We start from the raw sequence: 23,732 nt of genomic DNA, 5'->3' as shown, positions 1-23,732 counted from the left end.
ACTTAATTATTTAGGGCGCCTTCATTAATCCAGGCGCGGATAGTTTCGATTTCATCTCCTGACAAAGCTCCACCTTGAGGCATTCTTGTTCCAAGTCGAGGGGTAGGTAGTAGCTTATCATATAAGCCACTTGCTTCAGCATTTCCCGGAACAAGTACATCTGTTCCATATAAATTGCCTACGCTGTTATCTAAAGCTGCATAGGTAGAAAGATTTACTCCTCCGCTGGCTCCGTGGCAAACTACACATCTATCATTAAAGATTGGTTGTACATCCTGCGCATAACTAATACCTGATTGTTCTTCTCCTGTATTATCTTCTACATTATTTATGCAATTTGTGAGCCCAAAAAACAAAAAGAGAAGAGGTAAAAATACTTTTTTCATAGTTGATACTTCATTTGTCTATTTATTATTCTCCAAAAAAATATAAGAGTGTTTTTTTATACTAATTCTAACGCCCTTTAAGCAATACTTTATTTTAACTAATCAAAAAGTAACCAACAAAAATTTTATATGAGATCAAGACAATTCAGTTCAGAATTACTTGAAAAATACATTGACGGGGAAAGTCTAAGACATCATTCGAAGATGGTAGCTCAGGCAATGGAAGCTTATGCATTAAGTCTTCAAAAAGACCCTAAAGAAGTAGAAGAATGGTGGGCAGCCGGTTTACTTCATGATCTCGACTGGGAAAAATTTCCTGATGAACACCCCAACAAAGCGATTAATGAGATTCTTCCGGAATTTGAATATCCTCAAGCTGTTCTTGAGGCAATAAAAGCTCATGCACCAGAAAGAACTGGTAAGCAACCTGAAAGTGAGATAGAGCGATATTTATTTGCATGTGATGAGCTTTCCGGTTTCATGCACGCCGTCTCATTAATGAGACCAACCAGCTTCGATGGAATGAAAGTAAAATCGGTGACCAAAAAATTAAAAACCTTGAATTTTGCTGCTAATGTACCCCGCGAGGATATTACAAAAGGTGCTAAGTTGATTGGAAAGGAACTGAATGAACATATTCAGTTTTTAATTCAGATATTTTCTAAAGCTAATAGTAACTAAATGATATTTGGTTGGTATTATTGGTGCTTTATATTCAAGTGTTGAAAAAGGTTTTTTTAAAAATATCATCTTTATTAGCTCTATCTGTGTTGGTAGCAATTACAGCTAGTCATACAGGAGCTACCCAAGCCCAGACCCGACTTACAAATCTTACACTCAATCAAATTGGGGAATTAGAATTAATAAGAGGATGGAAGGCTATATCAGATGATAATTTCAGCTGGATTGATACTAATTTTGATTTCTCGGGTTGGGAAGAAGTATCTACGTTATTGGATGAACAACATGTAGATGCATTGGACTGGAATGGATATGGGTGGTTCAAAGTACAAATAGAAGTTGACTCAACCTTAATAGGGCAGCAACTTAAACTCTCTCTTAAAACTCATAATGGTGCCTCTCAGATATACTTAAATGAAAAACTTCTTATTCAGGAAGGAAGTTTTTCAAGGCAAAAAGAAGATCATGTTGCCTCAAGTAAGACTCCTTACGTAGTTTTTGAGTTTGATACAGCTGGCGTTCATTTCTTATCTGTAAGATATAGCAATCATGAAGCTGCTAACTATTTAAAATATGGGCTCAAGCCAGGCTTTTTATTATCGATTAGTAGGTATGATGTAAACGAAATAACTGAGTTGGCAGGTAATCACTATTGGGTAACTGTGTCTCTGATTGGGGTTCTCATTGCAATCACTCTAGTCCATTTTTTATTCTTGATTTTTTATCCTGCCGGAGAGAAAAACCTCTACTTCGTAATCACTGTATCTTCTGTAGCGGTATTTTCAGTGATTTGGAATGCAGGCTCTTTTTCAACTTCTCCAGACTTTATTCTTTCACTTCAAAAAGGGTTGTATCTAAGCTGGCTAATCGCTCATATAGGCTTGTTGAAGTTCGGATATTCCTTTCACAAAAATACAACTCCAAAGCAGCTAATCATCTTTCTGCTACTTGGGATTTTACTTATTGCCGGTAAGTTATTTACTGAATATGAATTTCCAATCTTATACTCAGGATTTTCCACACTTGTATTAATTGAGTTTTTGCGAAGTCTTATTAAGGTTCAAATGGGTAAAAAAGAGCAGGTGAGTATTCCATTGTGGGGCACCATCCTTTTCTTTGCTTGGGTTCTAATCAGCCTGGTTTCCATGAATGATTTAATCACTGAAAAGTTCTACTTAATCCAGCACCTGTTTCCTTCTGTATTTTTCATGATTTCCCTATCTACATATTTGGTTCGCGATTTTGCAAAGGCTCAAATCCGATTGGAATACAAATATCTTGAAGTAAAGCACCTTTCAGAAAGGTCAGTAGAACAGGAACGAAGAAGTAAAGCAAAAGAGATAGAGCAGAAGTTTTTAGAGAGGGAGAATGAACGTAAAACTGCTGAGTTAGAGGAGGCTAGGGCGCTTCAGGTATCTATGCTCCCAACCGAAATTCCTGAGACGGAGTTTTGGGAAATAACAGCTTTTATGGAGCCTTCCCAGGAAGTAGGAGGAGATTATTATGATTTCAGTTTATCAAAAAGTGGAGAGCTTACCATAGCTTTAGGTGATGCCACTGGGCATGGAATGAAAGCTGGCATTATGGTAGCTACAGCTAAAAGCTATTTTCATTCATTAGTAAATGAAAATGGTAATATTGATTTGATCAGGAAGATGTCATCCGGTATTAAAAACATGAATGTAAGGATGATGTATATGGGGATGACGTTACTTCGGTGCAGAGAAAGAAGTATTGAATTTACATCTGCTGGTATGCCACCTGCTTTGTTATACTCAAAGCAGAATAATTCTATCTCGGAAGTACTTTTAAAAGCCATGCCATTGGGAAGTAGTATTGATTTTCCTTACAAATCGTTGGATGTAGAACTGGAGACTGGAGATGTTTTTGTTCTGTTTAGCGATGGATTAATGGAGTTATTCAATCGCAAAAGAGAACAGTTAGGGATGGATAGGATTAAGCAAAGGCTATCAGAGATTTCGTCACAATCTTCTGAATCTATTCTTAAAGAGCTAATTGCTTTGAGGGACCATTGGAAAGGAAAAGTGAATCAGGAAGATGATGTTACCATTGTCATTTTAAAAGCCAAGTGAAATGCGGATCATTGCCATTGAAAGAGAAACACCAGGTCTTGATAAAAGAGATTTTGTGCCTCATTTGAGAGCAGAAGCTTTACAGGGCTGGAAATTGTATAGAGAGGGGATTATTCGTGAAATGTACTTTCGGGATGATAAGCCGGAAGCAGTTTTAATTCTTGAATGCAAGGATCTTGCTGATGCAGAAAAATATTTGGCAACATTGCCACTAGTTGAAAAAGGATTGATAAGTTTTGAGTTAATTCCACTAAAGCCATATCATGGTTTTGAACGCCTTTTTGCCAGAAATAAAACTTTGTAACCTTTCCTTTTTTTATCAGTGTAAGCGTTGTTGAGACTCAACTTTATAGCTACCATCATGATGAAAAAAATTTTACTTCCGGCTCTTCTAAGTATTTTTTTAATCACTATTTCTTCAGCCCAGGAAAGGAGGGCAAATAAAGAAGGGATGAAACTTATTTACTCTAGTGATTGGGATTGGGACTGGCATTGCAATTGCCGGTTAACATATGATTACAAGAAGAAGAGAAATCAAAACAGAAGAAGTTATCACACACGTTACCGTTATTACCATGATGAAGGTGTGGACAACGAATTTGATTTCTTTTCTAATATAGGCCCGAATCCAGCAATCTATGGCTTTTCACCTTCGGTTCAGGCTATTCACTATAATCGAGTTAACAGCCTTTTTATTGGAGTAGATACCGAGTTTGAAGATTTCACCCACAATTTTACTGACATTTATGGTTTCGAAGTTCAGGCTCTTGGTGGTTATTCAATTGGTAGAGAAGAATGGCAATATCAATTAGGATTAGAAAAGCCAATTGGTCGTAAGGTCGTGCTTGGAGCTGACATCCATAATATCGTAACTACTGAAGATAGTTGGAGAACCGGGCTTACAGAAAATACTATTTCAAGTTTAGTCTTGGGATATGATTTTCATGACTATTATAAAGCTGAGGGATATAGTTTTTATGGTTCTATCCGTGCCTTCGATTTTACCTATCTAGGTGTGAGTTACAACACAGATACATTTAATTCAGTAGATGCAATTACGGGTTATAACATTTATGGAGATGGAAATATTGAACGACTTAATCCGGCTATTGATCCAAGTGCGGATGAGATATTTCACCAAAGTATAGGATTAAGCTTAAATATTAATCCCAGGCTTTATCAATATTCGAGAAACTTCACAACCAGCTTAGTTTTTCGTGGAGAGATCGGTAACTACGACGGAAATAATAACGACTTTGAATTCAATAAATTCATAGCCCAATCTAATACCATATTTCGTTTAGACAGATCTACTTTTTTGAAATGGAGATTGATGGGAGGAGCAATTACCGGCGAAGCTCCTGCTTTCAAACAATTCGCTCTGGGGGGGATAGGAACAATGAGAGCAACTGATTATAAAGATATTCAGGGCAATACGATGGTACTTAGTAATGCAGAACTGGTTTTTGGCCGCACTTCTGATCTTGATTTTGGATTCTTTGAGCTAGATGGTTTTTATGTCTCTCTCTTTATGGATTCAGGATGGGCTGAATTTAATAATCGACTCATAACTGAATCAGATCCAACCATTGGCTTCGAAAATTTTGCAGTTTCGGAGTTTACTCACAATGTAGGTTTTGGAGTAGGAGGAGATATGTTTAGGCTTGAATTTGCAAAACCTCTGTCTGATTCAGGCGGTCTTACCGCAGTTTGGATTCGATTGAATCCTACTTTCTAAAAAAGTGATTCGAGAAAATAAATACTGAGCCTAAATTTTTGCTTGTTATTTCGAAGGAGCGAGCGACTTAGAAATCTAAGAATAGCTTTTACAGTAATTTTTAGATTTCTCACCCCCAGTTGGAGGATGCGAAATGACAATTAAACTTATATCAAACTCTTGTCAAAGTCTTTTTTGTCTTAAAAAAAGAAACCCGAACCGGTCAAAGTTCGGGTTTTTTCTTTAGGGCATTTGGTGCTTCGCAGCATCCAAAAGCTCGTTTGCTCTTCGGAGGCGGGTTACGCTTTCATACTTTCTTTGTTTCGCACGTCTTATTCTTTTTTACAAATCTGGCTATTATGACGATTATTCATTTTTTTAGATAATTGATATCTTAAAAAATGAATTTCAGTGCTACATTTTCATTACAAAAAAATGACCTACTCGTTACGATTAGCTTTTTCCTAATCGTTGTATTGGCAACCATTGCTTCACGACAGCTTCGATTGACATCGGAAAACGCCTTACTTTTTGAGGATACTACCTATCTGAAAGTCGATCAACGAACGAACCTTGAAGGACTCATTGAATCGTTAGACTCCTTAAATGTAGATTACGATCAGCAGGAATTGAGATGGGCTTCCCGCATTCTTGGATGGCGTACATTCCAGCGCGGTAATTATGAAATCAACGGATACTACTCTTATGAGGTATTTCTCTCAAAGCTGTCTCGTGGAATCCAGGATCCGGTACCGGTTGTAATTCTGCCCGGTATCACGAAAGAACGTTTTGCCTTGTCAGTTTCTAATCAGGTATCGATAAATGAAGAAGACATGCTGGACATATTTCAAGACTCTCTTTTTTTGGATGAACTCGGACTAACCACTGAAGAACTATTTGGAAGGATGCTTCCGGAGACATATCGAATCTATTGGACAAGTACACCTAAGGAGCTAGTACGAAGAGTTTTGAGAGAATTTGAGTCCACAGTTATTGATGTATATTCGGATTCAACCGATGCATTAGGGTATTCTATTCAGGATGTTTTAACTATGGCATCTATTGTGGAATGGGAGGCTAATCTGGAAGAGGAGAAGGCTGTAATTAGTGGGTTATACTGGAACCGTTTGAATCAAAGGATGCGTTTACAAGCCGATCCAACTGTGAATTTTGCAATTGGAGAGCGAAGGAGGCTACTCTTTGAGGATTACGAATTCGAACACCCTTTCAATACTTATCTCAATAGAGGGCTTCCTCCGGGGCCGGTAACAAACCCTAGTCTTTCAACAATAAAAGCGACGCTATTTCCTGAAGAACATAACTATATCTATATGGTTGCTAATCCGGAGGGTGGCCATATTTTTACCGAAACCTTTGAAGAGCATCAGGTAGAGAGTGCGAAGTGGAGAAGATGGCTAAGAGAACAGTACCGGATTAAAAGGGCAAGAGATGCTGAAAATTCTAGTTCTGAGCGATAAATATTTGATTAGGATGCGGTAAGTAGTTTTTAGTAATAAAGAAGTCATCCCGAACTTGTTTCGGGGTCTTACGGAATGGCTAACCTATTACGTTTCCCACGAATCCTTTAATCATGGGTAATATTATTTGAACTAAATCTATATTAACCTTTAAAGATAGTTATCCTTTGGCGTAACAATGATTTGCGAAGGCATTCATGAAAAACCTTCTTCTCCATAGTTCTTGGCACATTTCAAGTAATCAATCCTCACAAAGATCCCGAAACGAGTTCGGGATGACCTAACTCAGACTAATTTTTAAAACTCTTCATCTTCTTCAATCAAGTCTGAGTCCCTGGGCATTCTTTTGACCCTAATCTCATGATTCACATGGGTCTTTTTAAAGCTAACCCGTGTACTAAGTCCTTCATACCCATTTACGTCCTTTAAGGCGTCTCTTAGATATGCAGGATTTTTGACCCTTAGCAATGTTTCAAGGATAACATTAGCTGCATCATAACCTATATAGGCGAATTGATTGGGCTGTGTATTAAAGCGTAATCTAAAATTTGAAGCGAATAAACTAGACGCGGTACCTGAAGTATCCACATTGAATGACTCTGTGAAGTAAAGCTCTGTATCAGGTAAGCGTCTATCCTCAAGATTAACTGTAGCCCATTCTTCTGAGCCCAGAATTGCAATTGTACTCCTCATTGCTTCTAAATCAGTAAGCATACTCTCGATAAGAGTAGAAGCTATAGTTCCTGTAAAAGGTGCATAAACTGCTTTAACCATATCTACACTGTCTAGAGTATCAGTGGTAAAGAACTGGGTATAATCCCGAATGTCATATCCAAATTCTTCGAGGTCCTCTACAAAATAATATTGGACAAAGCCTCCGTTTCGTTCTGCATGCCTCATAAATGACCGGGCTGCAGGTGCTCCAAGCGATCCCTTTTCAGCAATTACTCCCAGGGTATCATATCCTAATTGATTTACGGCGTATTCAGCCATCACCTTACCTTGAGTAGAGAATGCAGGATTAAGTTGAAAAACAAAATTGTTATACAGATCAAGACTGTCCGCATTGGCTAATGGGAGCAGAAGTGGAACCTCATATTCTTCTGCCAGATTTGAAAAATCTTTAGCAACATTCGAGAATAGAGGGCCTATTATAACATCTACATCTTCATTCCAAACAAGGTCATTGATGATATCTTCCGGGCTGGAAGTATTAGTATTTCTGTAATTGATAAATGCCTTTTGATCGACATTTGTGCTGTTAAATTCTTCTACTGCAAGCTGGATTCCAAAATATAGATGTTGAGGAATTTCATATTCATTAGCTTCGAATTCAAATTCAGGAAGAGCAACACCGATATTATACGAGATTCCATTAGGAGACTGAATAACCTGATTTGGATTATATCGCTGTGTATAGCTTACCGAATCACTAAGCATGGTTTGTATCCTGCTTAAACGAAGAGGGTCAATGTCACTAGCCGATCTCTCGAAAAGTCTCAGAAAAGCAACTGCAGAGTTATAGGGTACCTTATTTATCATGCTTTCAAGTACATCCATCCGCACACGATCATCTGTACTTCTTGTGAATACTTCTCTCCGTTGTTTCACAGTTAAATAGCCAAGAATTTGGTCATAAAGTACTAGCGAAGCCCTTGTTGTAGAAGTCGAGGGTCGATTATCGGAAAGAAACTTTAATAGGTCCAGTGCATTGGCAAAATCATCCAACTTAAAATGAGCTAGAGCTTTTGTGTAGTTGGCTTCTAGAAACACATCGATATTACCAGGGGGGACTTGATTCAGGTTCTGTATGGCTTTGATGTAGTTATTAAGAGCAAAATAGCTTTTACCAATAAAAAGGCTGGCTTCCGGATCATCTGATTGGGAAAGGATTCGAATAGCCCTTTCGTAATCGCCCTGTTCGTACAGGTTAAGTCCGTTTTCCAAAGTCTGACTGGACAGGCTTCCAACGAAAAGAAGAGCAAAAAAAATAGGTGCGAGGATTTTTCTCATGTACAAAAATAAAGAATTACAGCTTCTCTAACTTTACCAAATAGAAAAAGTTCTCACTATTCCCATTCAATGGTGGCGGGAGGTTTGGAGCTGATATCGTAAACTACCCGGTTAATACCCTTAATTTCATTTATGATTCGATTCGAAACATGGGCAAGGAAGTCGTAAGGCAGATGTGCCCAATCCGCAGTCATTCCATCAAGGCTTGTTACAGCTCGTAACGCTACGGTAAATTCATAAGTTCGTTCATCGCCCATAACTCCCACGCTTTGCACGGGTAGCAACACTACCAAAGCTTGCCAGGTTTCGTTGTATAAATTCTTTGCCTTGAGTTCTTCGATAAAAATCTTGTCAGCTTCCCGAAGCAGATCAAGTTTTTCTTTATTTAATTCTCCAAGAACTCTTATCCCTAGTCCGGGACCAGGGAAAGGGTGTCGGCTGATAAAGTGATCAGGGATTCCAAGCTCTCTTCCTACAACCCTTACTTCGTCTTTGAATAACTCGCGTACAGGTTCTATTAAATCCAGCTTCATGTGCTCAGGAAGCCCGCCCACGTTATGGTGCGATTTGATGGTGGCTGAAGGGCCTTTGAATGAAACACTCTCAATCACATCCGGATAAAGTGTTCCCTGAGCAAGGTATTTGAAGCCTGAATTTTCTCCGATTTCTTCCTCAAAGACATCAATGAATGTATTTCCAATGATTTTCCTTTTCTTCTCCGGATCAGACACACCATCTAATCGCTTCAAAAACAGATCGGAAGCATCCACACCCTTAACAGGTAAGTGTAAATCTCTGGTATAAAGATGAAGCACTTCTTCGAATTCATCCTTTCTAAGAAGACCATTATCTACAAAAACACATTGAAGCTGATCTCCGATAGCTTTGTGAATTAGCGTAGCGACAACGGTTGAATCAACGCCACCGGAAAGTGCACATAATACCTTGTCGTTACCTACTTTTTCCCGGATTGCTTCAATCTGTTCATCAATAAAGGACGCAGCTGTCCAGTCTCCACTAAGTCCACAAATATCAAGGGCAAAGTTTTTGAGGATCTGCTTTCCGTAATCAGAATGAGCTACTTCAGGATGAAATTGAACCCCATATATATGGTTTTTGAGATGTCTCACAGCGGCAACCTTTGCATTCGCTGTATGCCCGATGATTTCATATGAAGAAGGCATTTCATGAATATGATCTCCATGGCTCATCCAAACCACAGAATCATTCGGAACATCTTTAAATAAGTCAGAATGATCATCTATCTGAAGGTGAGCTCTACCAAATTCTCGTTTGTCAGCCTTATCTACGCTGCCCGGAATTTCAGTATGTGCCAGAAGTTGAAGACCATAGCAAACACCAAGGATTGGTACATTCCAGTCAAGAATTTCTCTTTGGAGATGAGGAGCGCCTTCATCGTTCACACTCATTGGGCCTCCCGATAAGACAACTCCTTTGGGTTTAGGAGTTAAAACTTGCTCTAAGTCTACATTGAAGGGGTGAATTTCACAGTAAATATTAAACTCACGGAGCCGGCGAGCGATGAGTTGGGTAAATTGGGAACCGTAATCAAGGATTAAAATCCATTCGCTATGTCGACTCATTTAAATGTATAAGAATATTAGGCAGTTATTTCTTGGTATTCGTCAGCAGAAAGTAGTCCTTCAAGTTGGGAAGGATCTGTCACTTTTATTTTGATCATCCATCCATCACCATATGGATCATCGTTTACAATTTCTGGGTTGTCTTCCAAAGCTTCATTCAATTCCAATACTTCACCATCAACCGGAGCATATAAATCAGAAACAGTTTTAACAGCTTCTACTGTGCCGAAAGTGTCGTCCTGAGAGAATTCAAAACCAGCTTCTTCAAGCTCGACGAAAACGATATCTCCCAATTCACCTTGTGCGAAATCAGTGATACCTATTGTTGCTGTTCCGTCACCATTATCTTTTACCCATTCGTGTTCTTTAGTGTATTTAAGATCAGATGGTGTGCTCATTAGTTTTCCTCTGGTTTAAAATTGAATGATGTTTCTAAATACTTAGTGGTTACCGATCCGCTATTAAAATTTGGGTCATCCATTAACTGGATATGATAAGGGATAGTTGTTTTAACGCCTTCTATAATGAATTCCTCAAGTGCGCGCTTCATCTTTTTGATGGCCAACTCTCTGGTAGGAGCAGTAACAATCAATTTCGCGATCATTGAATCATAGAAAGGAGGGATACGGTATCCTGAATAAGCATGAGTATCTAATCGTACTCCATGTCCACCTGGAGGATGGAATACAGTAATTTCACCAGCAGAAGGACGGAATCCATGCGCAGGGTCTTCGGCATTGATTCTACATTCAATAGAATGTCCTTCTAATTCAACTTTATAATCAGCGATGCTTTCGCCAAGAGCTACTCGGATTTGCTCTTCGATTAGATCGTAGCCTGTAATTTCTTCAGTAACCGGATGCTCGACCTGAATTCGGGTATTCATCTCCATGAAATAGAAGTTCAAGTTGTCATCTACAAGAAATTCTACAGTACCAGCACCTTCATAATTCACTGATTTAGCTGCGTTAACAGCTGCAAGCCCCATTCTTTCTCTTAGTTCAAGGGTAACAAGTGGGGAAGGAGCTTCTTCCAGAATCTTTTGGTGACGTCTCTGCAATGAGCAATCCCTTTCACCAAGATGAATGGCATTGCCATGTTGATCAGCCAGAATTTGAATCTCAACGTGATGAGGATTCAATACAAATCGTTCGATATATACTTCGGGGTTATTGAAAGCCGTCTCTGCTTCACTACGACACATTTCGTAGTTCTTTTTTAATTCAGAGGCTTCCATAACTACACGCATACCCCGGCCACCACCACCTGCAGAGGCTTTGATGATCACTGGGAAACCAATTTCAGCACATACTTTTTCAGCATCCTCATAGCTATCTACGGTACCATCGCTTCCGGGAACAACAGGAACCTTATTTTTGATCATGGTAGCTTTTGCTACAGCTTTGTCTCCCATTGAATTAATGGCATGAGGTGATGGCCCGATAAATTTAATATCGTGCTCTCCACAAATGCGGGAAAACTCTGCATTTTCAGCTAGAAAACCGTAGCCAGGATGGATAGCTTCGGCATTAGTGATTTCAGCAGCTGCAAGAATACTTGGTATTTTGAGATAACTCTCTTTACCAGCAGGAGGGCCAATACATACCGCTTCGTCAGCAAATTTTACGTGCAAACTATCTGCATCGGCTGTAGAATAAACTGCAACGGTTTTTATACCCAGCTCTTTGCATGTTCGAATAATACGTAAGGCGATTTCACCTCTGTTGGCAATCAGGATCTTGTTAAACATGAAAGCCGATTAGTTTTTTTCGATGATAAATAATGGTTGATCAAATTCCACCGGAGTAGCGTCGGATACCAAAATCTCTTTAATGGTACCACCAAACTCTGCTTCAATTTCATTCATAATCTTCATCGCTTCAATGATACACAGTGTCTGACCTTTAGCCACTTTATCACCAACTTGAATAAATGGGTCTGCATCAGGAGAAGGAGATTGATAGTAGGTACCTACGATAGGTGACTTTACTGTTTCTCCTGAAGCTGCTGGTGCCGGTGCCGGACTAGATTCAGTAGCAGGAGCTTGTTGAGCTGGTGCTGCTGGAGTAGCAGGAGCGGCTATTTGAGCAGGCGCAGCTTGAGTGTAAGTAACATGTTCAACCGCACCTTTCTTTTTCACTTTAATCTTAAAATCGCCTTCTTCGATGGAAACCTCATCTACTTCACTTTCAGCAATTAAGTCCAGAATTTTTTTAATCTGTTTTAAGTCCATAATCTATTATTTAGCTCGTTCAATGTAGGTTCCTATTCGGGTATCTACTTTAATTTTTTCACCTTCTGATATAAATAAAGGGACATTTACAACTGCACCTGAGTCAAGAGTAGCTGGCTTTGAGCCTCCCTGTGCAGTATCACCTTTTACGCCCGGATCGGTTTGCGCTACAGTAAGGATAAGGTGATCAGGCGGTTCAGCAAATAGTACCTGTTCGTCATCTGCATTAAATAGCACGCTACAGGTTTGTCCTTCTATTAAAAAGTCTTTTCGTTCTACCTGATTTGGAGCGATAGGGATTTGTTCATAGGTTTCATTATTCATGAAATAATACATAGTACCATCATTATATAGATACTGATAGCTTCTGTTCTCGACCCGAACAGCTTCTGTATTTTCTCCTGATCGCCAGGTTTTATCGATATTCTTTCCGTTTACAATGCCTTTTAACTTGGTACGAACGAAAGCGGGACCTTTACCCGGCTTAACATGTTGAAATTCAGTAATTGAATATAATTCACCGTCCATATTCAGAACCAGACCATTTCTGAAATCTGATGTAGAAACTTTTGCCATTAAGTAATGTCTCCGTTTTTAGTTGAGCAAAAATACTGCTCAACTGTTTCGATAACAAGTAAGATATTTCCTGAGATTATAGAATCTGTACTCCGAAAAATTTGAACAATACAGTAAGTATAAATACTACCGCCAATACAATTGGAGCAAAATATCCAATGGCGAAGTTGAGGAATTTTTGAACAAAAGATCCTTTGTAATTGGGTGCACCCTGAGCGAGTTCTTCATCCAGATTATGCTTTTTCCATACATGTGCAGCAAAGAATGCAATCAAACAGCCTCCAAGAGGTAGGAAAGTATCGTTGGCTAATGCAGCCACAAAGGAGAGGAAATCGGTATCAGTTCCTCCGGCTTTGTAAGTAGTGAATGCCGAGCTGAAAAATTCCGAATATCCATTTCCAACAAGTGAAGGAATACCAATGATGAAAATAAGTAGAGCTACCAACCAAACTGCTTTAGTTCGTTTTACTTTCATTTCATCCACAACATATGAGACGGGTACTTCGAGTAGCGAAACAGTAGAGGTAAGAGCAGCGAAACAAAGAAGAACAAAAAATCCGGTTCCTGTGATGATACCAAGGGTTCCTCCAATACTTCCAAAAATCTGAGGAAGAGTAACGAAAATAAGGGCAGGGCCACGGCCAGCACCTTCCATGGTTCCGTCACTCATAAAACCAATAAGAGGGAAGATCATCAAACCTGCCAGGAGAGCAATTCCAACATCAGCAAGAGTAATAAGTGCTGCTGAACTCACAATATTCTCTGATTTTTTTACATAGCTACCATAGGTAATTAACGCTCCCATACCTAGCGAAAGAGAAAAGAATGCCTGCCCCATAGCATTATAGATAACGGAAGGAGTGAGCTTACTGAAGTCAGGAACGAGGTAAAACTTTAACCCGGCCATTGCATTTGGAAGAGTAAGCGAATAAATCGCCAGGCCAGCAATCATTAAAACCAATGTAGGCATCAGCATTTTTGCGACACGTTCAATACCTCCTGATACACCCCTGGAAACAATAAAAGAAGTGGCTACCATAAACATGAGGCCGTAAGCTCCGACTTTAAATACTTGTGTGATATATGACCCAAATTGATCGGCAATTCCAAAATTCCCTGCGATCATCTCAAAGATGTATCCGAAAGCCCAGCCAGCGATTACATTATAGAAGGAGAGGATTAATACTCCACTGAGAATGCCCAGCTTACCAGCGATATTCCATTTTTTAAACCCTAAAGCGTTAAATGCTCCTACAGGATTTTTCTGTGTTTTTCGACCTATAGCTATCTCTGTAACCATAACAGGGTAGCATAGCACAAAACAAAAGAATAGATAAATAACAACGAAAGCAGCCCCTCCGCCTTCGCCAACTTCGTAAGGAAACCCCCAGATGTTACCTAGTCCAACGGCAGAACCCGCTGCTGCTAAAATAAATCCTAGTTTCGAATTCCAGGATCCGCGTTCTGTAGATGATGGTGCTGCCAAGAGATTTCCTCCTAAATTTGTGGTTGGTTAATCGGGGTAAAATATTTTAAGCGTTGTTCACACGCAACTTTCTTAGTACACAACCCGATGCAGCAGGAACAACATATGCATCGTGTATGCTTTTTGGGGTGGCTAAATCAACTTTTTTTGAATTGACAATTAGCTGCCAATTACCTTTCGGAAGCTTAATTCTATGCTTTTTGTGAGGATTGGTATTCAATGAAATAAAGTAATCAAATGGATCATCCGTGGATTCACCAGATACTGAAAAAGTGAAATGTAAAGGGTCTTCATACACCTTGAAAATGACTTCTTCGGGTAATGCTTTTCTTAAGGCTGGAGCGAGTTTTCTAAACTCTATCAAGCCCAGGTAGTATTCAAACAGTTCGCTATTAAGATTTATTTCGTTGAAATTAAGCCAGTTCGTTTCGTTGTCTTTGTTGTAGCTATCACGATCAAGAAGACCTGTATTCTTTTCTTTTCCTGAAGTATCTGAGATTACTTTTGCACGCGCCCATTCCTGTCCTGCGTGCATCATAGTAATTCCCTGGCTTGTGAAAAGCATAAGAGCCGCTAGTTTGGATACTTCTAATTCCTGATCAGTTAAACGTGTAGCAGCTGCCTTCTTATGGTACACCCTGGTTGCATTCTCAGGATTAAGTGCAATCCGGATAAAATCTCCGAGTGTGTAGCCATCATGGCTTTCAAGATAGTTTAGCGAATGTCCGGAATGTTGAAACAGACCTTGTTCTCCATTTACCAGGGTACCACGGATAAAATTTTCTACGGCGAAACGAGAATTACCATGGTTCCAATCCCCAAAAAGAATTCCCCGATGATGAAGCGGATCGTATCCTTTTATTCCATTTCTAATTCGGTCGTTCCATGCTATCCAACCATGTTCAGAAAAGCCAGCGGGCTTATATTCACCACCCCAAGGTTCTGCAATTAGAAGTACATTTGGGTTTATCTGTTCTGCTTCTTTTTTGATTAAGTCGATGGTTTCCCAATCGATAATTCCAGCTAGGTCGAATCGGAAGCCATCAATATGGAATTCCTTCATCCAATACTTAACAGATTCAATTATGAGTTGTCGGGTTTGGGGATTAGCAGTATTTATATCATTCCCCGTCCAGCTGTCATTTAAGTAATTTCCTGCTTCATCAATTCTGAAGTAGTGATTCTTAGCGGTATATCTAAGTGGGTTTAAGTCGTATTGTGAAGCATGATTATAAACAACGTCCATTATAACGGAGATGCCTTCTTTGTGAAGAGCTTTAACTAACTCTTTCAACTCAGTAATGGCATTTTCATAGCGCCCGATTACTTCCTTTTCTTCTAAGGTGCCATCAGAAGCATAGATCGTTTCAGGAGAGAAGAAGAAGGAGGTCATATACCCCCAATAGTTTTTTGAGAATGCGTTCCAGGAGTTGGTGATTCCTCCTTCAATCTGTTGATTAAAAGGGGGTTCGAAGTATGCAAACTTCTGAAGTGGTAAAAACTCTACCGCATTTACTCCTATTCGTTTTAAATGTGCAATTCCGCCTACATTAGCTTCACGGAAATCATTATAAATGCCCTGAGCATAGGTTTTAGCTGATGGATGTGCTACAAGGTCTTTTATGTGGGTTTCGTAAATAATGAGGTCTCGTGGATCCTCAGGAGATATATAATTATCACCTTCCCAGTCAAAGTGTTGCTCCGGGATTATCTTTGTTTTGGAGAATCCCAGATAATGGTTCCGGGATGTAACAAGTTTACTCCATGGATCAGCAATGGTTTGATCTGTTCTTTCGAAATAGGGAGAACTTTGATTAGAGAGGAGGTGATATCCATACCACTTGTTAATGATTGAGAACTCTGGATGGAAATAGTTCCAAAATCCAGTTTCATCCTTATTCATTTGGTGCTTTTCACCTGAGGTTTGCTCATAGTGGTTAAAAAACTCTATACTTACCTCATCAGCCAGTGGTGCAAAAACCTTGAATGCAATTCCCTCATCTAGAATTGTATAACCCGGAAGCAATTCACTAAAAGCTATTTCTTTAGTAAGCAATGAAGGAGAGGCTAATGACATTATCAGGTTATAGTGCTTCCAGGTTCAGCTTCAGTTTCCGCAAACTTGAGATTACCTTCACTGTCTTCTGCCATTAAAATCATGCCCTGACTTTCAACTCCCATGAGTTTTTTGGGAGCAAGATTAGCTACTACACAAACTGTTTGGCCTACCAGATTATCCAAATCAACATGTTTGGCAATACCAGAAACTATAGTTCTTTTCTCCAGGCCTAGATCAACCTCTAGCTGTAATAGCTTATCTGACTTTTTAATTGGTGCAGCCTTAAGAATTCTGCCGGCTCTTAGATCAAGCTTCATAAAGTCGCCAAATTCAATGTTCTCCTTTAATACGGGAAATTTGGGATTAGGGTCATTAGCAGCAGCTCTATCTTCCAGTTTCTTTACTTGAGCATCAATTTCAACGTCTTCTACTTTAGTGAATAGTACTTCACCTACTTCAATAGTTGTACCAGAAGATAACATCTCACCAGATATAGAATCCCATGATGCCTCACCCTTAAAACCAAGTTGATCTCTAAGTTTTTTCATTGCGGTAGGAAGAACTGGTTCCATTAAAATTGATAATGCGGTACAAATTTGAAGACTTACATACAGAGTGTTAGCACATGCCTGTGGATTATCGTTCCTGGTTTTCCAGGGTTCTGTTTCTGTAAAGTACTTATTACCAATCCTTGCCAAGTTCATGCTTTCTAAGATGGCCTCTTTAAATCGGAATGCCTCATAGGCAGAAGTAACCTTCTCCTTTTGTTCTAAGATTGCAGCTAGAGCTTTTTGATCCGTTTCGGTAGGAGAGACTAATTCTGGCACGTTGTTTTCGGCATATTTCGAAGTAAAAGTAAGAGACCGATTTACGAAGTTCCCCAAAATGGCTGCCAGCTCATTATTTACTCTTGCCTGAAAATCTTTCCACGAAAAATCGGAATCTTTGCTCTCTGGCAGGGTAGTGCCAAGTGCATATCTTAATAAATCAGGGCTAAAATCTTCCATATACTCATGCACCCAAACTGCCCATCCACGAGAAGTAGAGAGTTTTTTCCCTTCCAGGTTTAAGAACTCATTGGCAGGTACATTTTTTGGAAGTACGTAGTCTCCATGTTCCATGAGTACGATAGGAAACATGATGCAGTGGAACACAATGTTATCTTTACCGATAAAATGGTAGAGCTCACAATCCTGGTTTTGCCAGTAGTCTTTCCATGCTTCCGGTTTTCCTTCTTGTTCAGCCCATTCCTTTGTAGCTGATATATAGCCAATAGGAGCATCAAACCACACATAAAGCACCTTGCCATCTGCTTCTTTAAGTGGAACCGGAACTCCCCAACTCAAATCTCTGGTAGCGGCACGGTCAGCTAATCCATCGGCTAGCCAGCTTTTTACCTGCCCCATAACATTAGACTTCCAGTTCTCTCGAGTATCCAGCCATTTTTCGAACTTAGGCTGGATATCACCAAGAGGCATATACCAATGTTCAGTTTCTTTCAGTTCAGGTACTTCTCCGCTAAGCGCACTTATCGGGTTCTTTAATTCAGTAGGAGATAGGGAAGTCCCACAATTCTCGCACTGGTCTCCATAAGCTTCTTCAAATCCGCAATTCGGGCACGTTCCTTTTACATAGCGATCGGGGAGAAACATATCCGATTTAGGATCATAAAGTTGTTGCTCAGTTTTCTTCTTGAAAAACCCCTTCTCATGTAAATGTGAAAAGATCTCCTGAGAAGTTTGATGATGCACTTTCGAACTGGTTCGACCATAGTAATCGAAGGAGATCCCAAATTCTTCAAATACCTTCTTATTAGCTTCATGGTATCTGTCAACAATATCCTGGGGCGAGATGCCCTCTTTTTCTGCAGCAATGGTGATAGGTACTCCATGTTCATCAGAGCCGCAAATAAACACGATATCATCGCCAACCAGGCGCTTAAAGCGCACATATAAGTCAGCGGTTAAATAAGCCCCTGCAATATGTCCAAGGTGTAAAGGCCCGTTCGCGTAAGGAAGTGCTGATGTAACTAAAATTCTTTTCTTCTCTGCCATCCGAATAGTTAGAAGCTTGATAATCGGCCAAGATAAACAAAGGCAAAGAGAATTATCGCAGTGTTAAGGGTTTTTTTGTTCCTAGTCATCCTGAGCATACCTGCGAAGGATCTAGTCGGGTAAACCCACCCGTTTAGATTCTTCGGCAGTAGCCTCAGAATGACAGAGAGGTTGGTGGTTAGGTATCACATTCCTTCCAAAAACCTCACCATTAGCTGGTGATAATCCTCAAACTCAGTGAAGGGTAGGGTTTCATATCGATCAAATACATCATGATAAGCTCTGATACCTCCAAGGGTATAAATATAAAATCCGGGAACATTTACCTCATCAAATGCACAATGATCACTATTGCAGGCGGCACCTCTTATTTTAACCTGAGGAAGTAATTCAAATTCATTGTTGATGTTTCTTAAACGATCGAATTGCTTTCGATAAACAGATCCGTTTACTACCTGAATACCCTCATCTCCTGTACCCGCCAAATCAAAATTCATCAGAAACTTAATAGAAGTAAGATCAAATAATGGGTTCTGAACGAAGTATTTGGAGCCAATAAGACCAATTTCTTCCGCACCGAAAGCGATAAAGACTGTCCGATATTTTGGGGTATTCTCGGAAAAGTGACGAGCAAGACTTAACATCATGGCTGTACCACTTGCATTATCGTTTGCTCCAGGAAATAAAGCAGTACCCATTCTTCCGAAATGATCGTAATGAGCGATGATTACAATTGTCGAATCATTGTTCTCTCCATCAAGGTACCCGATTACATTTTGGGTGGTATAATTTTCGATAAACTCTGCTTCAATATTAAATTCGACTCTTTCAATCATTTTTTTGAGGATACTATCAACTACAACAATTGAAGGTTTGCCCAACTGCCTGGTAGAGTTGTTCCATCCAGACAACTCATTCTCAATAAAAAGGGTAGCAGAAACAGAGTTTTGTGGGTGAAATCTTAAAAAGTCTTTCGCTTCTTTAATTAATGATTCAGATTCTTCCGAAATCTCTCTTTTTCTTTCTTCATCATCTTGATTTAATACCAAAACTTTCCCTCTTGAATCTCTGAGAACTCCTCTCAACGAGCCTAAGGAACTAAGATCAAAGTTGGAAGCATGAAACGCATGAAATTCACCCTGAATAGAGGGGGACCAATAGTTTACAAGGAAATCCACTCCTGGTGAAAGAGTATCACCATCTACAATTAGCTCAATGGCTCCCGGAAAGGTGTTAATCGGAATAGAGAATGTTTGGTAATAGTCATTCGTAAAAGACTTTAGCCCAAACCGCCGGAATTCATTTCTAATGAAATCTGCGGCTATTTTATCTCCATCATGAACATAACCCCGTCCATGAAAATCTTCGGAACTGAGACTTTTGACAACTTCCTTGGCATAGGGCAGAACCTGAGCTCTTAAATCAATAGAAGCAAAAAGGACTAAAAGACTAAAAAGGAGCGTCTTCGTCATCAGGAGCTGGGTTATGTGGTAAGATAGGAGCATCAGTAGGAGTGAAGTTTGCTTCAAGCATATCCTGTGAAACGCCGCCAGGTAAACTTGGATTGTCTGCGGCTGAGGATAGATTCTCAAAACGGGCATAATCCTTCACAAAGTATTGCATCTTACTTCCAACCGGACCATTTCTTTGCTTTCCGATAATTACCTCAGCCAAACCTGCTGTTGATTGTCCTTCAGCTGTGGTGGTGATCCCATAGTATTCAGGACGATATAAAAACATGACCACATCTGCATCTTGCTCGATTGAACCTGATTCCCGTAAATCACTAAGCTGTGGTCGTTTATCACCCCCGCGTTGCTCCACAGCACGACTTAGCTGGGAAAGAGCGATCACAGGTACATCCAGTTCTTTTGCGAGTGACTTAAGACCTCGAGAGATGGAGGCAATTTCTTGTTCACGGCTTCCGCTATCCTTTGCAGAGCCTTGCATCAATTGAAGGTAATCGACAACAACCAACCCAATGTCATGCTCTGTTTTAAGTCTTCGGCATTTGGTGCGAAGTTCCATCAGAGTAATTGCGGGAGTATCGTCAATGAATAAGTCAGCGGTAAAAAGGCGTCCGGCAGCCTCAATAAGGCTTTTAAAACTATCGTCGTTTAAGGTTCCTTTACGCGCTTCATCAGCACGTACACGAGCTTCCATGGTTAGCAAACGTTGTACAAGCGACTGATTGGACATCTCAAGAGAAAAAATGGCCACAGGGGCGCGGAGATTCTCATCGGGATGCATTGCTGCATTTCTGGCTGCAGTAAGTACAAAAGCCGTTTTACCCATAGATGGTCGGGCAGCAATGATTATCAAATCTCCGTTTTGCCATCCAGCTGTCATTTGATCTACCGATAAACCAGAAGGAACACCTGTAATCCCATATTTTTTGCCTCGCATATCTTCGAGATAGGCTAGGGTATCTTTAAGAATATCCGCTACAGGTTTAGCAGTACTTCGGCTTTTTTGGTTGGCCAGATCGAAGATCTTTTGTTCCGCTTCATCTAATACATCATAGGCATCGGTAGTAGAATCATAAGACTCTTTGATCACATCAGTAGAGGCGAGGATCAGGTTTCTCTTAATTGCTTTTTCAGTAATTATTTGGGCATGATACTCAATATTAGCCGCAGAACTTACTGAACGAGTTAAATCAGACAGATAGGTAAGTCCACCTACAGTATCTAGTAATCCCTTATCGCGAAGTTCATTTTCAACAGTAAGTAAATCTAATGGATTATCCCGTTCGTAAAGCTGGGATAATGTTTCGTAGATATGGCGGTTGGCTGGTTTGTAGAAGTCATCGGCTTTAAGCATTTGTAATGCAATAGTAGCAGCGCCATGTTCAATGAGCATTGCTCCTAATACTGCTTCTTCAACTTCAACTGCCTGAGGTGGGACTCTGCCTTCCTGTTCTAGTACTTTCTGTTGATCTTTGAATGATGTTCCGTTCTTTTTTGCCACTAATTACCTCTTAAAATCAGTTGAAAGTATGCATAAATGAACATGAAAAGAGGCTTTCTTTTCAACAAGGTTTCCACAAGTTATTAACATACTCAAGATTTGCCGCCCAGCTCAGTATATCTGGCACGAAGCATTTGCACGTCTTCCCAGGTCGGTCGCTTCCATTGAGGATTTCTAAGAAGCGCAGCCGGGTGATAGGTTACCATCAATTCTCGTTCAAGAAAGGCGTGATACTTTTGTCTCATCTGTTTTAGTGAAAGATCTTTTCCTAAAAGTGTGGTAGCTGATATTCTTCCGACACATAAAATGAGCTTAGGATTTACGATCTCAATTTGTCGGAGTAAATAGGGGAGACTGCGCTGTCTTTCTTCAGGTTTGGGATCCCTATTATTCGGAGGCCGGTGCTTTAAAATATTAGCGATATAGATATCGGAGCGCTTAAAGTCTATGGCTCCCATGATCTTATCAAGGAGTTGACCGGCTTTTCCAACAAATGGTTCCCCTTGTAGGTCTTCATTCATTCCGGGAGCTTCACCAACAATCATGAGATCGGCATCAGGGTTTCCAACTCCAAAAACCAAGTTGGTATTTTCTAAATCTGTTCGAAGTTCTTCTGCTGTTTCACATAAGGCTCTTAATTCTTCTAAAGTGGAACAATTAGCAATTAAGTCCTGCTGGCTCAGGCTTGTGTCGAGGGCTACAGGAGGGCTGAGGTCAGTAAGTACTTGTTCTTCATTGGCTAAAGTTTCTGACTGTTGTTCTTTGTTGTTCTCAAAATCAGTATTTGAGTTTTCTGGAGTTATCAAAGAGCTATCCACATTGAAATCGCCAAAAATTTCCCGCTGCTGTTTCAGGAAACGCTGGGTTCGTTCAATGATATCTTTGGGATTATGATCAGCCATTAACCAATAATCTCAGCAATTGCTTTTTCTTCTTCGAGAACAGCTTCATTTAGCTGTCCCAAATAGTATCCATCATGAGCGTAGCTATCAAAAGTGATGTCCTGGATAGTATTTACTAAACGAGGATTAAAGGGGAGAGCAATTCGAACATAATTATCACTCCATCCAAAGATCAGACCCTCTTTCTCAGCTTCTTCAAAAAGAACCGGACGAGTTTGCCCTTCAAAGTTAGCATCGAAGTGAAATCTCTTTTTAGCTGAAAGCCTTCTGAGAAGATGCGTTCTCTTTTTTCGTTCCTGTTTTGGGGTTACTGGTGAAAGTGAAAGGGCATAGGTGTTTGGTCGCTCAGAATATGTGAATACATGCAGGTAGGAAACATCCAGGGAATCAATGAAATCGAAGGATTCCTGGAACAAAGCCTCGGTTTCTCCTGGGTGACCCGTAATCACATCCACACCAATACAGGCATCAGGCATTAGCTTTTTAATCAACTCCACTCGGCCTCTGTATAGATCGGTGCGGTATCTTCGCCGCATGGTTTTCAGCATCTCATCCGAGCCACTTTGTAATGGAATATGGAAGTGGGGCTGTAATTTGGTTGATTCTGAAGCGAAGTGGATAATTTCTTCGTGCAGAAGATTGGGCTCAATAGAGGAGACCCTTAGGCGTTCGATGCCGTCTATCTTATCCAATGCTTGGAGCAATTGGAAGAAGTCTTCATCAGTATCGTATCCGAAATCCCCAGAGTTTACACCAGTTATGATAATTTCTTTGAAGCCTTCCTCAACCAGTAATTGAGCATTCCGCACTACTGTAGATATTTTTGGGCTTCTGCTTGCTCCTCGAGCCAGGGGAATGGTGCAGAAAGAACATTTATAATTGCAGCCATCCTGAACTTTAAGGAAGGCCCTGGTACGATCATCGGAGGAGAAAGCATGGTGGAAGTCTACTGCCTCGTTCACATCCGATTTATAAATGAGTGTCTTCTCCTGCTTCACGAACTCATCGAAGAGATCAAGTAAGTGGAACTTATCTTTGGCACCTAATACCACATCCACACCGTCAATCTCGGCGATTTCATCAGGTTCTAACTGGGCATAGCATCCAACAACCGCCACAAAGGCATTTGGATTTCGCTTAAGGGCCTGGCGTACGGTTTTCCGGCAGGCGCTATTTGCATCCATAGTAACCGAGCAGGTATTTATCACATAGATATCGGCCTTATCCTGGAAATTCCCAAGCTCGTACCCATCATTCTCAAAATCCCTCCGCATAGAAGAAGTTTCAGAGAAGTTGAGCTTACACCCTAATGTTTCAAATGCTACTTTTTTCATCGGGCAAAGATAAGGAGATATAGATGGTTAAGCGAGCTTAGCTTTGATGATAATTCTCATTCGTCATCCTGAGCATCAAAAAAGGCCGTCTCATCGAGACAGCCTTATCGTTGGATAGTGCTGATAAACATTTTAGCATTAATGCT

Annotated in this window: 19 protein-coding genes; 5 read left to right on the top strand and 14 right to left on the bottom strand. The window is 40.2% G+C overall.

Annotation, left to right across the window (positions count from 1 at the left end):
* Positions 1 to 2 precede the first annotated feature (2 nt).
* Positions 3 to 386 carry a hypothetical protein gene (locus ED557_01340; protein ID RNC85448.1) on the bottom strand — a complete coding sequence of 128 codons (384 nt, stop codon included), beginning with the start codon at positions 384 to 386 and terminating at the stop codon, positions 3 to 5.
* Positions 387 to 515: 129 nt separating this feature from the next.
* Here ED557_01340 and ED557_01335 point away from each other — a divergent pair, with 129 nt between their 5' ends.
* The 5 genes from ED557_01335 (at position 516) to mltG (ending at position 6,355) form a co-directional block, all read left to right on the top strand.
* Positions 516 to 1,067: an HD domain-containing protein gene (locus tag ED557_01335; GenBank protein RNC85447.1), complete on the top strand. Its 552-nt coding sequence runs from the start codon at positions 516 to 518 to the stop codon at positions 1,065 to 1,067.
* A gap of 11 nt (positions 1,068 to 1,078) precedes the next feature.
* Entirely contained in the window at positions 1,079 to 3,160 is a 2,082-nt protein-coding gene (locus ED557_01330; protein RNC85446.1) for a hypothetical protein, read from the top strand.
* A gap of 1 nt (position 3,161) precedes the next feature.
* Entirely contained in the window at positions 3,162 to 3,464 is a 303-nt protein-coding gene (locus tag ED557_01325) for a superoxide dismutase (protein RNC85445.1), read from the top strand.
* A gap of 57 nt (positions 3,465 to 3,521) precedes the next feature.
* The gene (locus ED557_01320; protein RNC85444.1) at positions 3,522 to 4,898 is read left to right on the top strand and encodes a hypothetical protein; all 1,377 of its coding nucleotides are present in this window, start codon (positions 3,522 to 3,524) and stop codon (positions 4,896 to 4,898) included.
* A gap of 380 nt (positions 4,899 to 5,278) precedes the next feature.
* Positions 5,279 to 6,355 carry an endolytic transglycosylase MltG gene (gene mltG / locus ED557_01315; protein ID RNC85443.1) on the top strand — a complete coding sequence of 359 codons (1,077 nt, stop codon included), beginning with the start codon at positions 5,279 to 5,281 and terminating at the stop codon, positions 6,353 to 6,355.
* Positions 6,356 to 6,652: 297 nt separating this feature from the next.
* Here the strand turns inward: mltG and ED557_01310 are convergent, their stop codons facing one another.
* The 13 genes from ED557_01310 to mtaB form a co-directional block, all read right to left on the bottom strand.
* The gene (locus ED557_01310) at positions 6,653 to 8,368 is read right to left on the bottom strand and encodes a hypothetical protein (GenBank protein ID RNC85442.1); all 1,716 of its coding nucleotides are present in this window, start codon (positions 8,366 to 8,368) and stop codon (positions 6,653 to 6,655) included.
* 56 nt (positions 8,369 to 8,424) lie between these two features.
* Positions 8,425 to 9,972, bottom strand: a complete 1,548-nt coding sequence (locus tag ED557_01305; protein RNC85441.1) for a glutamine-hydrolyzing GMP synthase — start codon at positions 9,970 to 9,972, stop codon at positions 8,425 to 8,427.
* 17 nt (positions 9,973 to 9,989) lie between these two features.
* The gene (gene gcvH / locus ED557_01300) at positions 9,990 to 10,370 is read right to left on the bottom strand and encodes a glycine cleavage system protein GcvH (protein RNC85440.1); all 381 of its coding nucleotides are present in this window, start codon (positions 10,368 to 10,370) and stop codon (positions 9,990 to 9,992) included.
* Positions 10,370 to 11,722, bottom strand: coding sequence for an acetyl-CoA carboxylase biotin carboxylase subunit (gene accC / locus ED557_01295; protein ID RNC85439.1), 1,353 nt, complete (start codon positions 11,720 to 11,722; stop codon positions 10,370 to 10,372). The genes gcvH and accC overlap by 1 nt, the downstream gene beginning before the upstream one ends.
* A gap of 9 nt (positions 11,723 to 11,731) precedes the next feature.
* Positions 11,732 to 12,205 (bottom strand): acetyl-CoA carboxylase biotin carboxyl carrier protein, encoded by a 474-nt coding sequence (locus tag ED557_01290; GenBank protein RNC85438.1) that lies wholly within the window; start codon positions 12,203 to 12,205, stop codon positions 11,732 to 11,734.
* 6 nt (positions 12,206 to 12,211) lie between these two features.
* A complete protein-coding gene (gene efp / locus ED557_01285; GenBank protein ID RNC85437.1) occupies positions 12,212 to 12,781 on the bottom strand; it encodes an elongation factor P in 570 nt (189 codons plus the stop codon).
* A gap of 76 nt (positions 12,782 to 12,857) precedes the next feature.
* Positions 12,858 to 14,267, bottom strand: coding sequence for a sodium-dependent transporter (locus ED557_01280; protein RNC85436.1), 1,410 nt, complete (start codon positions 14,265 to 14,267; stop codon positions 12,858 to 12,860).
* A gap of 46 nt (positions 14,268 to 14,313) precedes the next feature.
* Complete coding sequence (locus ED557_01275) at positions 14,314 to 16,344, bottom strand: pullulanase (protein RNC85435.1); 2,031 nt, start codon at positions 16,342 to 16,344, stop codon at positions 14,314 to 14,316.
* A gap of 2 nt (positions 16,345 to 16,346) precedes the next feature.
* A complete protein-coding gene (locus ED557_01270) occupies positions 16,347 to 18,380 on the bottom strand; it encodes a methionine--tRNA ligase (protein RNC85434.1) in 2,034 nt (677 codons plus the stop codon).
* A 185-nt stretch (positions 18,381 to 18,565) separates the two neighbouring features.
* Positions 18,566 to 19,885 (bottom strand): M28 family peptidase, encoded by a 1,320-nt coding sequence (locus ED557_01265; GenBank protein RNC85433.1) that lies wholly within the window; start codon positions 19,883 to 19,885, stop codon positions 18,566 to 18,568.
* Positions 19,830 to 21,350 carry a replicative DNA helicase gene (gene dnaB, locus ED557_01260; GenBank protein RNC85432.1) on the bottom strand — a complete coding sequence of 507 codons (1,521 nt, stop codon included), beginning with the start codon at positions 21,348 to 21,350 and terminating at the stop codon, positions 19,830 to 19,832. The genes ED557_01265 and dnaB overlap by 56 nt, the downstream gene beginning before the upstream one ends.
* Before the next feature lie 92 nt (positions 21,351 to 21,442).
* Positions 21,443 to 22,252 carry a uracil-DNA glycosylase gene (locus tag ED557_01255; protein ID RNC85431.1) on the bottom strand — a complete coding sequence of 270 codons (810 nt, stop codon included), beginning with the start codon at positions 22,250 to 22,252 and terminating at the stop codon, positions 21,443 to 21,445.
* Positions 22,252 to 23,586 carry a tRNA (N(6)-L-threonylcarbamoyladenosine(37)-C(2))-methylthiotransferase MtaB gene (gene mtaB, locus ED557_01250; GenBank protein RNC85430.1) on the bottom strand — a complete coding sequence of 445 codons (1,335 nt, stop codon included), beginning with the start codon at positions 23,584 to 23,586 and terminating at the stop codon, positions 22,252 to 22,254. Before mtaB ends, ED557_01255 begins: the two co-directional genes overlap by 1 nt.
* Between the last annotated feature and the right edge of the window lie 146 nt (positions 23,587 to 23,732).

Origin of the sequence: Balneola sp. (assembly GCA_003712055.1) — a bacterium.
Classification (GTDB): domain Bacteria; phylum Bacteroidota; class Rhodothermia; order Balneolales; family Balneolaceae; genus RHLJ01.
The sequence above is the reverse complement of the archived record's forward strand: the minus strand, read 5'-3'. Positions and strand labels throughout refer to the sequence as shown.

Coding starts and splice junctions, on each gene's coding strand:
- ED557_01340 (RNC85448.1), bottom strand. CDS start 386: ATGAAAAAAGTATTTTTACCTCTTCTCTTTTTGTTTTTTGGGCTCACA.
- ED557_01335 (RNC85447.1), top strand. CDS start 516: ATGAGATCAAGACAATTCAGTTCAGAATTACTTGAAAAATACATTGAC.
- ED557_01325 (RNC85445.1), top strand. CDS start 3,162: ATGCGGATCATTGCCATTGAAAGAGAAACACCAGGTCTTGATAAAAGA.
- ED557_01320 (RNC85444.1), top strand. CDS start 3,522: ATGATGAAAAAAATTTTACTTCCGGCTCTTCTAAGTATTTTTTTAATC.
- mltG (RNC85443.1), top strand. CDS start 5,279: ATGAATTTCAGTGCTACATTTTCATTACAAAAAAATGACCTACTCGTT.
- ED557_01310 (RNC85442.1), bottom strand. CDS start 8,368: ATGAGAAAAATCCTCGCACCTATTTTTTTTGCTCTTCTTTTCGTTGGA.
- ED557_01305 (RNC85441.1), bottom strand. CDS start 9,972: ATGAGTCGACATAGCGAATGGATTTTAATCCTTGATTACGGTTCCCAA.
- gcvH (RNC85440.1), bottom strand. CDS start 10,370: ATGAGCACACCATCTGATCTTAAATACACTAAAGAACACGAATGGGTA.
- accC (RNC85439.1), bottom strand. CDS start 11,722: ATGTTTAACAAGATCCTGATTGCCAACAGAGGTGAAATCGCCTTACGT.
- ED557_01290 (RNC85438.1), bottom strand. CDS start 12,205: ATGGACTTAAAACAGATTAAAAAAATTCTGGACTTAATTGCTGAAAGT.
- efp (RNC85437.1), bottom strand. CDS start 12,781: ATGGCAAAAGTTTCTACATCAGATTTCAGAAATGGTCTGGTTCTGAAT.
- ED557_01275 (RNC85435.1), bottom strand. CDS start 16,344: ATGTCATTAGCCTCTCCTTCATTGCTTACTAAAGAAATAGCTTTTAGT.
- ED557_01270 (RNC85434.1), bottom strand. CDS start 18,380: ATGGCAGAGAAGAAAAGAATTTTAGTTACATCAGCACTTCCTTACGCG.
- ED557_01265 (RNC85433.1), bottom strand. CDS start 19,885: ATGCTCCTATCTTACCACATAACCCAGCTCCTGATGACGAAGACGCTC.
- ED557_01255 (RNC85431.1), bottom strand. CDS start 22,252: ATGGCTGATCATAATCCCAAAGATATCATTGAACGAACCCAGCGTTTC.
- mtaB (RNC85430.1), bottom strand. CDS start 23,586: ATGAAAAAAGTAGCATTTGAAACATTAGGGTGTAAGCTCAACTTCTCT.